The organism is Stenotrophomonas sp. 05L413 (genome assembly GCF_056397945.1).
Map to the genome: position 1 here is coordinate 187223 of NZ_JBFTOL010000005.1, position 12891 is coordinate 200113.

11 protein-coding genes are annotated in these 12891 nt (G+C 67.6%); 9 read left to right on the forward strand and 2 right to left on the reverse strand.

Annotated features, from left to right (window positions below; all coding sequences use genetic code 11):
- The first annotated feature begins 12 nt into the window (after positions 1 to 12).
- From AC1DIQ_RS12855 to AC1DIQ_RS12875, 5 genes are all read left to right on the forward strand, one after another.
- Positions 13 to 450: a hotdog fold thioesterase gene (locus AC1DIQ_RS12855; RefSeq protein WP_121043984.1), complete on the forward strand. Its 438-nt coding sequence runs from the start codon at positions 13 to 15 to the stop codon at positions 448 to 450.
- 181 nt (positions 451 to 631) lie between these two features.
- A complete protein-coding gene (locus tag AC1DIQ_RS12860) occupies positions 632 to 1423 on the forward strand; it encodes a lysophospholipid acyltransferase family protein (protein WP_478050172.1) in 792 nt (263 codons plus the stop codon).
- 56 nt (positions 1424 to 1479) lie between these two features.
- Positions 1480 to 2475: a YheT family hydrolase gene (locus tag AC1DIQ_RS12865; protein WP_183073831.1), complete on the forward strand. Its 996-nt coding sequence runs from the start codon at positions 1480 to 1482 to the stop codon at positions 2473 to 2475.
- A 61-nt stretch (positions 2476 to 2536) separates the two neighbouring features.
- Positions 2537 to 4606: a tetratricopeptide repeat protein gene (locus AC1DIQ_RS12870; protein ID WP_478050173.1), complete on the forward strand. Its 2070-nt coding sequence runs from the start codon at positions 2537 to 2539 to the stop codon at positions 4604 to 4606.
- Between the two features lie 10 nt (positions 4607 to 4616).
- Entirely contained in the window at positions 4617 to 5228 is a 612-nt protein-coding gene (locus AC1DIQ_RS12875; protein ID WP_478050174.1) for a YbhB/YbcL family Raf kinase inhibitor-like protein, read from the forward strand.
- Between the two features lie 135 nt (positions 5229 to 5363).
- Here AC1DIQ_RS12875 and AC1DIQ_RS12880 read toward each other — a convergent pair whose 3' ends face one another.
- Positions 5364 to 6188 carry a DUF4377 domain-containing protein gene (locus tag AC1DIQ_RS12880; protein ID WP_461769775.1) on the reverse strand — a complete coding sequence of 275 codons (825 nt, stop codon included), beginning with the start codon at positions 6186 to 6188 and terminating at the stop codon, positions 5364 to 5366.
- 71 nt (positions 6189 to 6259) lie between these two features.
- Positions 6260 to 7054, reverse strand: coding sequence for an undecaprenyl-diphosphate phosphatase (locus AC1DIQ_RS12885; RefSeq protein ID WP_121044001.1), 795 nt, complete (start codon positions 7052 to 7054; stop codon positions 6260 to 6262).
- 277 nt (positions 7055 to 7331) lie between these two features.
- Between AC1DIQ_RS12885 and glnA the strand changes: the two genes are divergently transcribed.
- The 4 genes from glnA to AC1DIQ_RS12905 all read left to right on the forward strand — a co-directional run bounded on the left by glnA (position 7332) and on the right by AC1DIQ_RS12905 (position 12828).
- Entirely contained in the window at positions 7332 to 8741 is a 1410-nt protein-coding gene (gene glnA / locus AC1DIQ_RS12890) for a type I glutamate--ammonia ligase (RefSeq protein ID WP_121044004.1), read from the forward strand.
- Positions 8742 to 9054: 313 nt separating this feature from the next.
- On the forward strand, positions 9055 to 9393 hold the full coding sequence (locus AC1DIQ_RS12895; RefSeq protein WP_019184907.1) for a P-II family nitrogen regulator: 339 nt from the start codon (positions 9055 to 9057) through the stop codon (positions 9391 to 9393).
- Positions 9394 to 9411: 18 nt separating this feature from the next.
- On the forward strand, positions 9412 to 10842 hold the full coding sequence (locus AC1DIQ_RS12900) for an ammonium transporter (protein ID WP_121044007.1): 1431 nt from the start codon (positions 9412 to 9414) through the stop codon (positions 10840 to 10842).
- Between the two features lie 327 nt (positions 10843 to 11169).
- Positions 11170 to 12828 (forward strand): ShlB/FhaC/HecB family hemolysin secretion/activation protein, encoded by a 1659-nt coding sequence (locus tag AC1DIQ_RS12905; RefSeq protein WP_478050240.1) that lies wholly within the window; start codon positions 11170 to 11172, stop codon positions 12826 to 12828.
- Positions 12829 to 12891 lie beyond the last annotated feature (63 nt).

The following is a 12891-nucleotide window of genomic DNA, read 5'->3' on the forward strand; positions in this document are numbered from 1 at the left end:
CGGAGAAGCTGCATGTCCCAGGTATTCCGCGACGCGGTGTCCATCGAAGCGCTCAACGCGCTCAGCCGCAACACGCTCATCGAGCACCTGGGCATCGCGTTCACCGCCGCCGGCGAGGACTGGATCAGCGCGACCATGCCGGTCGACGAACGCACCCGCCAGCCGTACGGCATCCTGCACGGTGGCGCCTCGGTGGTGCTGGCGGAAACCCTGGGCAGCAGCGCCGGCAATCTGTGCGTGGATACCACGCAGCAGGTCTGCGTGGGGCTGGAAATCAACGCCAACCACATCCGCGCCGTGCGCGCCGGCACCGTCACCGGCACCGCGCGTGCGGTGCATGTCGGGCGCAGCACCCAGGTCTGGGACATCCGCATCGAGGACGAGGCCGGCAAGCTGGTCTGCACCTCGCGGTTGACCCTGGCGGTGGTGCCCGCCGTGCGCCCGGGCTGATCGCGCGCATGGCACGGATGCTGTGTTGCGTGGCCCACCACAGTGCGCCGGCGCATGTGGGGACGGCCGTTGTGCCGCCGGTGGCCGTTGGCTTGACGGCTTGCGGCGGCTGGCTTGCGCACGCCATCGATTTGTCCGGATTCCGCTGGCAGAGCCTGCGGCGCTCGGGTATCGTTCGCGGATGAATTCCCCCACTCCGGCCTCACGTGGCGGCGTGGCGCGTGTGTGCCGTTACCTGTACCGCGTACCGCTGCTGCTGGTCCACCTGTTGCTGTTCCTGCCGATGCTGCTGATCGCCATGCTGCCGCCGTGGGGGCGCGTGCGCGTGGGCGAGCGCACTTTCGAACATGCGGCGGTGAACGCCTGGTCGGCCGGCCTGATGTGGATCTTCGGCTTTCGCCTGCACCGGATCGGCACGCCGCTGCCGGGTGCGGTGCTGTTCGTGGCCAACCATGTCAGCTGGGTCGATATCTCGATGCTGCACAGCCAGCGGATGATGGGCTTCGTGGCCAAGCAGGAGATCGCCGGCTGGCCGGTGGTCGGTCGGCTGGCCGCGCGCGGGCAGACCATTTTCCACCAGCGTGGCAGCACCGAATCGCTGGGTGGCGTGATGCAGGAAATGGTCGTGCGCCTGCGCGAAGGCAAGGCGGTCGGCGTGTTCCCCGAAGGGCGCACCCGCGGTGGCCATGAAGTCGGCCCGTTCCATGCGCGCATCTTCCAGGCCGCGGTCGAGACCCAGGTCCCGATCCAGCCGGTCGCGCTGCGCTATGGCTGGCGCGGTGACGCGCAGACCATTGTTGCGTTCGGCCCGAAAGAGAGTTTCTTCGCCAACTTCCTGCGTCTGCTGGGAGAGCCGGCACGGCGGGCCGAGGTCCACTTCCTCGCGCCCATTGATACCCACGATCTGGAAGGCCGTCGCCGCATCGCAGAAACCTCGCGTGCGCGCATCCTGGCGGCCATGTCCGCCGAGTAAGCGGTGGTGTTCCTTCACACGCCAGCGTCGCGGCCGGGAGCAGGCTCGCGCCCATGTTGACTGCTGCCGACTATCATCCCCCGCGTTGGCTGCGCAATCCGCACCTGCAGTCGATGCTCAGCTCCAGCCGGATGCGCATGCAGCGCGGCCTTGCACTGCTTGCGGCCACCGGCGCGCACACCGACGAACTCATTCTCGATGGCGGCGAAGGCGTCCGCCTGCAGGGCTGGCACAGCTATATCCAGGGGCGCCAGCCGATCGGCATGGCGTTGCTGCTGCATGGCTGGGAAGGCAGTGCCGAATCCAGCTACATGCGCATGACCGCCGCGCGGCTGCTGGAAGAGGGCTACGACGTGGTGCGGCTGAACTTCCGCGACCACGGCAACACCCACCATCTCAACCCCGGCATCTTCCACTCCAACCGCATCGATGAAGTGGTGCAGGCTGCCGGGGATATCGCCCGGCGCTGGCCCGAGCTGCCCCTGGTCGCGGCCGGCTACTCGCTGGGCGGCAACTTCGTGCTCCGCCTGGCACTGCGTGCGCCCTCGGCCGGCGTGCCGCTGCGCCGCGTGGCCTCGGTCTGCCCGGTGCTGGACCCGGCGATCACGATGGAGAGCATCGAGAACGGCCCGGCAATGTACGACTGGTACTTCCGGCGTAAATGGGCTGGCTCGCTGCGCCGCAAGCGCGATCTGTTTCCCGAGCTGAGCGACTGGGACGACCGTGTGCTCAAGCTGGACATCCGCGCGCTGACCGCCTGGCTGGTCGAGCACCACACCGAGTTCGGCTCGCTGCAGGCCTACTTCGATGGCTACTCCATCGCGGGTGATCGCCTGGCCGGCTTGCAGGTGCCGGCCGACATCCTGATGGCCCAGGACGATCCGGTGATCCCGTTCGCCACCTTCAACGGCTGGCGCCTGCCGGCCCATGCCCACCTGGAAATCGCCCCGTGGGGCGGCCACTGCGGCTTCCTGGAGAACTGGCGCGGCGATGGCTTCTCCGAGCGCTGGGTAGCCCAGCGGTTGCGGATCGAGGCCAATACGCCCGCCTGACCGGGCGTTCTGGCCGTCCGGCCCCGCTACAATCGGGGTTTGCCCTCGAGTTCGGACCGTCATGCAAGACCAGATTCTCCAAGCCCTGCGCCGCAATGCGGTGGACGATGCCGTGCAGCTGGCGCGCGAATGGACCACGGCCGAGCCGGAGCAGCCGCAGGCGCACCGCTGGTTGTCGCTGTCGCTGCAGCAGCAGGGCCAGTTCGATGACGCACTGGCCAGCCTGCAGCAGGCGCTGACGCTGGCGCCGGACAATGCCGACCTGCATCTGCAGCAGGCAGGCCTGCTGCTGGCCCTGCGCCAGTTCGATGCGGCCGGCTCGGCGCTGGACCGCACGGCCGAACTCAACCCCAATGAACTGTCCGCGTACGTGATGCAGGCGCATCTGGCGCTGGCCCGCAACGACGTGGATGAAGCCGATCGCCTGACCCGGCTGGCGCTGCGCGTGGACGACGATCATCCGGAACTGGCCGCGCTGTCGGGCATGGTCGCGCTGCGCCGTGGCGAGGTGGATCGCGCGCTGGCCCAGCTCTCGGCAGCCAGCCAGGCGCTGCCCGACGACGCGCGTGTGTTGTATGCGCTCGGCTTCGCCTACCTTGGCAAAGACATGTTGGCCTTCGCCGAACAGGCCTTCCGCCGTGTGCTTGCCCTGAATCCGGCGACCACCGCCCTGCAGGGGCTGGTGGTCCAGCTCGCGCTGCGCCAAGGCAACCTGGAAAGCGCGTCGGACATGATGCACCAGGTGCTGGCTGCGCCCGGTGGCGACACCCCGGCCATGCGCCGTCTGGCCGGGGAGCTCGAACTGCAGGCCGGTCAGCCGTTGCAGGCGCTTGAGCACCTGTTGCCGGTGCTGGCGCAGTGGCCGTCCGATCGCCACACGCTGCAGATGCTGCTGATGGCCTGGCAGCGCCTGGGCCGCGAACAGCAGGCACGGGAGACGCTGGATGCGGCCTTGGCTGATCACCCGGCCATCCATGATCTGTGGATGGCGCGCCTCACGGTCGAGCCCGTGGGGGGCCCGGAAGCGGTCGCCATCGGCGAGCGCTGGCTGCAGGCCATGCCCGAGCATCTGCCGGCGCTGGAGACGCGCCTGCGCCTGCACGACATGAACAACGAAGAAGACGCGGCCGAAGCCGTGGCCGAGCGCATCGTCGCGCTGGAGCCGGGCCGGGCATCGGGCGAAGTGCGACTGGTCGATGGCCTGCTCGCACGCGACCCGGCCGCCGCCATTGCGCGCGTGCAGGCGCTGCATGACAACGCACCTGAAGAAGCGAAGGCCGGGCTGCGCCCGTGGCTGGGGTCCGTCCAGGACCGTGCCGGCCAGTACCACGATGCGCTGCGGACGTGGGTGGATCTGCATGCGGCCGAGGCACCCCAGCGCCTGCCGCTGCCGCCGCAGGCCAAAGCCCCGCTGAGCTGGCCGGAGCTGGCGCCGGTGGCTGAGGACAATGCCGTCGCCCCGCTGTTCATCTGGGGGGCACCGGGCGCCGGGGTGGAGCGGGTGGTCGCCGCGATGGCAGCCGCCAGCCCGGTGATGCGCGGTGACCGTTTCGGGCCCACGCCGCCCAATGATCCCTTCCAGCGCTACCACACGCTGCAGGAACTCTCGACCGGCAAGCTCACCCCGGAAGCGCTGGTGGAGCAATGGCGCAGTCAGTTGCCGGCCCGAGGCATCGCCGACGGCGCGGTGATCGACTGGCTGCTGTGGTGGGACAACGCACTGCTGTGGGCGCTGCGCCCGCAGCTGCCGGAGGGCCGCCTGATCATCGTGCTGCGTGACCCGCGCGACATGCTGCTGGAGTGGATCGCCTTCAGCGCCCCGGCACCGCTCGCGGTGACCTCGGTGCACGAAGCGGCCGAATGGCTGGCGCGTTCGCTGGCCCAGGTTGCCACCCTGCACGAGCAGAACCTGTACCCGCACGCGCTGTTGAAGATCGACGACATCGGCAACGATCCGCAGGCGATGGCCGAGTACCTCGGCGCCCAGTTCGGCATGCGTTTCCCGCCGGCACCCACGCTTGGCCCGGCCCGCATGGCCCCGGGCCACTGGCGCGATTACCGCGATGAAATGGGCCCGGCCTTCGCGCTGCTGACCTCGGTCGCAGTGCGCCTGGGCTACCCGGAAGCGTGAGGAGACCGGTATGCATCTGAGCAGTGACAGCATCACCAACGGCCAGCCGATCGCCGCCACGTTCGCGGCCGGCACTGCCGAGGGCTTCGCGCCCAACCGCAACCCGCAGCTGGCCTGGCACGACGTGCCGGCCGGTACCCGTTCGTTCGCGCTGTTGTGCATGGACCCGGATGTGCCGACCGTGCCGGAGACGGTCGGCCGCCAGGATCGCACGGTGCCACGCGATCAGCCGCGTGCGCACTTCGCGCACTGGGCGATGGCCGATATCCCGGCCGACGTGCGCGAGCTCGCCGCGGGCAGCTGCAGCGATGGATTCACCGTGGGGGGCAAGACCCAGCCGGCGGGCCCGGCAGGCAGCCGTCAGGGCCTGAACGATTTCACCGGCTGGTTTGCCGGCACTCCGGACATGGCCGGCCAGTACCTGGGTTATGACGGCCCCTACCCGCCGTTCAACGACGAGCGCGTGCACCGCTATTTCTTCCGTGTGTTCGCGCTGGACGTGGCGCAGTTGGCGCTGCCCACGCCGTTCACCGCCGCGGATGTGCTGCATGCGATGCACGGGCACGTGCTGGCCGAAGCCTCGCTGCATGGCACCTACACGTTGAATCCGGCGCTGGCCTGAGGTGAGGTGCCGACCATGGGTCGGCGCGCGCCCCGGTAGATTCCGACCGCTGACCGGTACGACGTGATCGGGAACCGGCCAGCGGCCGGCACTACAGGATGAAGAAGGGCGGCCGGTGGCTGCCCTTCTGCTTTCTTATTTCTTCTCGTTCGCGGACTCGACCACCATGTCCAGCACGTAGGCGTTGGACGAGGCATCGGCCGGCGGGTTGGCGATTTTGTAGCGCTTCACGCGCACCACGTTGCGCACGCCGTCTTCGTGGGTGTAGCCCTCGATGACGTCGTAGAAGTTCTGCCACTCCCCCGGCTCGCCCTGCTTGATGCCGTTGGCGTCGTAGCGGATCTCGCGGGTCTGCAGGCACTGCTTGTCGCGGATCATCGGGTGCGGGCACGGCTTGGTCTGCGCGGCCACTTCCAGGAACACCGTTTCGCCTTCGCCGCCGTAGCGGGTTTCCGCGGTCGGCTCCGGGGTGAACACCAGCACATCGCCCTTGGTGGTGCGCAGGGTCAGCTGGCCGGCATCGCCCAGTTCGGTCTTGAGCGTGCCTTCCAGGCGGCTGCCGACGGCCTGGTCCAGCGCCATCAGGTTCTTGTCCGTGCAGGCCATCATGGTCGAGGCCATCGGCGAGAGGGTCAGCGAACCATCGGCCAGCGTGTAGCCGCCGCCCATGCGGTTGCAGGTGTTGCTGATCGCGATGCGGTCATCCTTGAAATCCAGCGTGACCGGCGTGTCGGCGCGGGCGAACAGCGCATCGATGCGCTTGCCGCTGGCATCGGTGGCCGAATCCAGGCGCCAATGGCTGCCCTGCAGGCGCTGCACGTCCAGACGGGCCACGGCGGCCTGGTCGGCGGCGGCGGTCGGTGCCGGGGCGAGGTCATCGCGGCCGGCCGGGGCGGTGGAGGGGTTGCTGCAGGCGGCCATCAGGGCCAGCGGCAGCATCAGCATCAGGGTGCGTTTCATGTACATCTCCTTGGGAACCTGGGGAAAAACGCCGGCGCATCCACAACGGGGTTGTGCCGGCGCCGGGCCGTTCAGTTGCCAGCCGGCAACCAGAGCAGCAATGCCGCGCCCAGCGCGATGCGGTAAACCGCGAACGCCGTGAACCGGTGCGACTTGATGTAGCCCAGCAACCACTTCACTACGATGAAGCCGGTGACGACCGCGGCAAGGAAGGCCACGCCCACATCGGTCCAGTTCTCGCTGGCAAGCTTGCCGTCCTTGGCCAGTTCCAGGAAGGCATAGCCGCTGGCGGCGAACATGGTCGGGATGCCCACCAGGAACACGAACTCGGTGGCCTTCGCGCGGCGGCTCAGCCCGAACAGCATCGCGATGAAGATCGCCGCCGCCGAACGCGAGGTGCCCGGGAACACACCGGCCACCACCTGCGCCACGCCCACCAGGATGGCGACCTTCCAGGTCACCTCATCGCGCTCGGGCAGGCGCGCGGTGTAGGCCTCCACCAGGAGCATCCAGAGGCCACCGATGATCAGCGCCCAGGCCACCGGCGTGACCGTCTCCGGCAGCTCCCAGCCGGCCAGGCGGACCGGCAGGCCGACCACGGCGGTCACCAGGAAGGCAGTCCCCAGCTTGAGCACGTAATCGCGGTTGGCGCGTTCATGCAGGCCGGTGGCCAGGGTCCACAGCCGCTGCCGGAACACCAGCGTGATCGCCAGGATCGCGCCGGCCTGGATGATGATGTTGAAGAAGTCCGAGCGTGCGCCCAGCCAGTGCTGGGCGATCAGCAGGTGGCCGGTGCTGGAGATCGGCAGGAATTCGGTGAGGCCTTCAAGAATGCCCAGTAGGAGGGCGGAGAGCAGGTCGGACATCGGCGGTACTGGAGCTCGCGCAGGGGTGGAATCGGGCAGCGGCGACAGCCGGACGCTGTGGCCAACGTCGCCTGTCGACGGCCCGTGGGCGTAAAGCATAGTGCATCCCGCATCGCACCAAAGGTGTGCATGGTGCAGCGTTTGCACTGCTTTGGTGCGTTCGCGCACGCGCCGCGAGGCGCGCCCGCCCAGTGAAATCAAGGATTTGTGAACGCGGAAAAGTTGGCACGGGGTTTGCTGTATCTACATACGCAATCACCCATCTGAGGTTTCACCGATGTCCGTGGAAAATGTTGAGAAGCTGATCAAGGACAACCAGATCGAGTTCATCGACCTGCGTTTCGTCGATATGCGTGGTATCGAGCAGCACGTCACCTTCCCGGTCAGCATCGTGGAGCCGTCGCTGTTTGAAGAAGGCAAGATGTTCGATGGCAGTTCGATCGCCGGCTGGAAGGGCATCAACGAGTCGGACATGGTGCTGCTGCCGGATCCGTCCAGCGCCTACATCGACCCGTTCTACGCCGACCCGACCCTGGTCATCAGCTGCGACATCCTCGATCCGGCCACCATGCAGCCGTACGGCCGCTGCCCGCGCGGCATCGCCAAGCGCGCCGAGGCCTACCTGAAGTCCTCCGGCATCGCCGAGCAGGCCTTCTTCGGCCCGGAGCCGGAGTTCTTCATCTTCGATTCGGTCCGCTTCGCCAACGACATGGGCCACACCTTCTTCAAGATCGATTCCGAAGAAGCGGCCTGGAGCACCGGTGACAAGTACGATGGCGCCAACAGCGGCTACCGTCCTGCCGTGAAGGGCGGCTACTTCCCGGTCCCGCCGACCGATTCGCTGCACGACCTGCGTGCGGAAATGTGCAAGACGCTGGAACAGGTCGGCATCGAAGTGGAAGTGCAGCATCATGAAGTGGCCACTGCCGGCCAGTGCGAGATCGGCACCAAGTTCAGCACCTTGGTGCAGAAGGCCGATGAACTGCTGCGCATGAAGCACGTCATCAAGAACGTCGCCCACCGCAACGGCAAGACCGCCACCTTCATGCCCAAGCCGCTGGTCGGCGACAACGGCAGCGGCATGCACGTGCACCAGTCGCTCTCCAAGGGCGGCACCAACCTGTTCTCCGGTGACGGCTACGGCGGCCTGAGCCAGCTGGCGCTGTGGTACATCGGCGGCATCTTCAAGCACGCCAAGGCGATCAATGCCTTCGCCAACTCCGGCACCAACAGCTACAAGCGCCTGGTGCCGGGCTTTGAAGCCCCGGTGATGCTGGCCTACTCGGCCCGCAACCGCTCCGCCTCGTGCCGCATTCCGTGGGTGTCCAACCCGAAGGCGCGCCGCATCGAAATGCGCTTCCCCGATCCGATCCAGTCCGGCTACCTGACCTTCACCGTGCTGATGATGGCCGGCCTGGACGGCATCAAGAACCAGATCGACCCGGGCGCCCCGAGCGACAAGGATCTGTACGACCTGCCGCCGGAAGAAGAGAAGCTGATCCCGCAGGTCTGCTCCTCGCTGGACCAGGCCCTGGAAGCGCTGGACAAGGACCGCGAGTTCCTCAAGGCAGGTGGCGTGATGAGCGACGACTTCATCGATGGCTACATCGCGCTGAAGATGCAGGAAGTCACCAAGTTCCGCGCGGCGACCCATCCGCTTGAGTACCAGATGTACTACGCGAACTGAGCAACAGGTGACGATGACGAAGGATTTCCCTCCCACCCTTCGTCATCGTCGCCGCCTTGGCGGCTGGGGAGCCGGCAAAGCACGTCGTAGAGCGGACCGTTGGTCCGCTGCACCACCAGGGGCAAGAGAGACCGGACGCGTCATGGGCCCTTCCTCCCTCCCGCGTCACCGCTGGCGTCGCCCTTCGGGCGTCGGCATCGGCGTGGCCCATGCAACGTTCGGCGCAACGACCGGCGGCCATGTGCAAGTGGCCGCCGGTTGACCTGACATCGGCCCCACGCGGGCCGGTTCCATCCACCATCGGGATATGCGCATGAAATTGATCTCCGCCATCATCCGGCCGTTCAAGCTCGACGAGGTCCGCGAGGCCCTCTCCGACGCTGGCGTGTCGGGCATCACCGTGACCGAAGTCAAAGGCTTCGGGCGCCAGAAGGGCCACACCGAGTTGTATCGCGGCGCGGAGTACGTCGTGGATTTCCTGCCGAAGATCAAGATCGAGACCGTCGTGACCGACGATCGCCTGGAGGCCGTGGTCGAGGCCATCCAGACCGCAGCCGGCACCGGCAAGATCGGCGACGGCAAGATCTTTGTCACCGCGGTCGAACAGGTCGTCCGCATCCGCACCGGCGAAATCGGCGCTGACGCGCTCTAACCCCACTCGGAGCCCACAATGAAGACCTCTTTGTTCACCGGGTGGCAAGCCCGGTTCCATGCCGTGTGCCTGATGATGTTGCTCAGCGCGTTGGCCGTTGGTGCCTTCTCCAGCAGCGCGCACGCCCAGGCGCAGGTCACGCCGGTACCCTCGGAGACGGTCGCGGTCGAGCCGCTGCCGGCCACGCCCGGGGCCACCGCCGCACCGGTTGCAGAAGCGGCTGCCGCCACGTTCGATCACGGCGATGTCGCCTGGATGCTCACCTCCACCCTGCTGGTGCTGCTGATGGTGGTGCCGGGCCTGGCCCTGTTCTACGGCGGCCTGGTCCGCTCCAAGAACGTGCTGTCCATCCTCAGCCAGATCCTGGTGGTGTTCTCGCTGGTGCTGATGCTGTGGGTGGCCTATGGCTACAGCGCGGTGTTCAGTGAAGGCAACGCCTTCTTCGGCTCGTTCACCCAGTTCGCCTTCCTCAAGGGCTTCGGCCCGGACACCGTCGGCAACACGCCGATCGCCGGCCTGCCGGATTATCTGTTCGTCGCCTTCCAGTCGACCTTCGCCGGCATCACCACCGCCCTGATCGTCGGTGCGTTCGCCGAGCGCATCAAGTTCAAGGCCGTGCTGCTGTTCTCGGCCCTGTGGTTCACCCTGAGCTACATCCCGATGGCGCACATCGTGTGGGGCGGCGGCTATCTCGGTGAGATGGGCGCGATCGATTTCGCCGGTGGCACCGTGGTCCACATCAATGCCGGCGTGGCGGGCCTGGTGGGCGCGTACTTCGTCGGCAAGCGCATCGGCTACGGCCAGACCGCACTGAAGCCGCACAACGTGCCGTTCACCTACATCGGCGCGATGCTGCTGTGGGTGGGCTGGTTCGGCTTCAACGCCGGCTCGGCCGCCGCCGCCGACACCGTCGCCTCGCTGGCCTTCATCAACACCATCCTCGCCACCGCTGCTGCGGTGCTGGGCTGGACCCTGGTCGAAGCAGTCAGCAAGGGCAAGCCGTCCGCGCTGGGCGCTGCCTCCGGCGCCGTGGCCGGCCTGGTCGGCATCACCCCGGCCTGCGGCACCGTGGGCCCGCTGGGCGCGATCGTGATCGGCCTGGTCGCCGGCGTGGTCTGCGTCTGGGGCGTCACCGGTCTCAAGCGCCTGCTCAAGGTCGATGACACCGCCGACGTGTTCGGTGTGCACGGCATCGGCGGCATCGTCGGGGCACTGCTCACCGGCGTGTTCAGTGCGCAATCGCTGGGCGGCACCAAGGCCGATCTGGACATCGGCCACCAGGTCTGGGTGCAGCTGGTCAGCGTCGGCTTCACCATCGTCTGGTGTGCCGTGGCCACCGTGCTGATCCTGCTGGTGGTGCGCATGGTGTTCGGCCTGCGCGTCACCGAAGAAGCCGAGCGCACCGGCCTGGACGTCACCTCGCACGGCGAATCGGCCTACGAGGCCTGAGCCGCGCGATGCCGCATTAGAAACGAGAGAGAGCTGCTTCACCTTCGCCGGCGGCCTTCGGGTCGCCGGCTTTTTTGTGGGCGGCCCATAAGCCCACATGCCCTGACCGGCGTCACGCTTTCACACGCGCGTTTTCACACACGATCCGACCAACGGTCATTTCCAACCCTGTTTCCGGCGGCCCGATTGGCTTACAGTGCGCGCGCCAGTGGCCATCGCGTCGGCTGGCCCGGATTCTTTCCAAGGAAGAGCGTAATCGTGCAACAGGGACGTAATGAACGCAGCCGTGCGCTGCGCTGGCGACTGACTGTGGGTGTTGCAGTGGCCATGGGCTGCCTGCCGGCCGCCGTGTGCGCGCAGGTTGCCCCACCGGATCAGGAACTGCTGCGCCAGCAGGAACGCGAGCGGGCCCTGCGTGAACAGCAGGAGACCACACCGGACGTGCGCCTCCAGGCCGCGCCGGAAGAGGCGGTGGGTCGCCTGCCGGCTGCCGAATCGCCGTGCTTCCCGATCCAGCGCATCGTGCTGGAGGGGGAGCTGGCCGATCGCTTCCGCTGGTCACTGCGCGCGGCTGATCCGAGCGACGATCCGGCCACCGGCCGTTGCCTGGGCACCGGCGGCGTGGACATCGTGATCAAGCGCATGCAGAACGCGATCATCGCGCGGGGCTATGTGACCACCCGCATCCTGGCCGCACCGCAGGACCTGAAGACCGGCACGCTGACCCTCACCGTGGTGCCGGGTCGCATCAACGCCGTCCGCTTCGCCAGCGAGGAAGGGCGTACGCCCGCCCTGTGGAATGCGTTGGCGGTGGGCCCGGGCGATGTGCTCAACCTGCGCGATATCGAACAGGCGCTGGAGAACCTGCAGCGCGTGCCGACCGCCGCAGTCGACATCCAGATCGCCCCACCGCAGGAGGGCGCACAGGACAAGCCCGGTGAAAGCGACCTGGTCATCAGCTGGGCGCAGCGCACACCGGTGCGCGTGAGCCTGACCCTGGATGACGCCGGCAGCCAGTCCACCGGCAAGCTTCAGGCCGGCGCCACGCTGTCGCTGGACAACCTGGCCGGGCTGAGCGACCTGTTTTACTTCAATGCGGGCAAATCCGTGTTCAACGGCAGCGACCGCGGCACCGACAGCTGGTCCACGCACTACAGCGTGCCGCTGGGTGGGTGGCTGCTGGGTGCCAACGCCAGCGAATACGACTACCAGCAGACCGTGGCCGGTGCCTACGAGAGCTATGAGTACAGCGGCTCCAGCCGCAATGCCGAGCTGCGCCTGACCCGCATGCTGTTCCGCAATGCGCATGCCAAGACCAGCATGCATGCGCGCGGCTGGTACCGCGAATCGGACAACTTCATCGACGACACCGAGATCCTCGTGCAGCGCCGGCGCATGGCCGGGTGGGAGCTGGGGATCGCGCACCGCCACTTCATCGGCAAGGCCACGCTGGATGCGAACCTGGCCTACCGCCGCGGCACCGGGGCGTTCAACGCGCTGCAGGCACCAGAAGAGGGCTTTGGCGAAGGCACCGCGCGCGGCAAGGTGGTGACCGCCGATGCGCAGCTCACCGTGCCGATGCAATGGGGCCGCCAGGCACTGCGCTACACCGGCAGCTGGCGTGCGCAGTGGAACCGTTCGCGGCTGGTGCCGCAGGACCGCTTCTCCATCGGCGGCCGCTACACCGTGCGCGGCTTCGACGGGGAGCTCTCGCTCACCGGTGAGCGCGGCTGGCTGCTGCGCAACGAGCTGGCCGTCGCCATGGGCGGCGGTGTCGAAAGCTTCGTGGCCGTGGACCATGGCCAGGTGGGCGGCCCCTCGACCGAGTGGCTGCTCGGCGACCGCCTCACCGGCATGGCGCTGGGCCTGCGTGGCGGCTCGCGACACGTGCAATGGGAAGGCTTCGTCGGCAGCCCGCTGCACAAGCCCGATGGCTTCCAGACCGCCTACACCACGTTTGGCATGAACCTCGGCGTCTCGTTCTGACGCCAGCTGTACGGCCCTGCGCGCCGCTGCGGCGCGCGACCCCACACCGCATTGAAAGGAAGC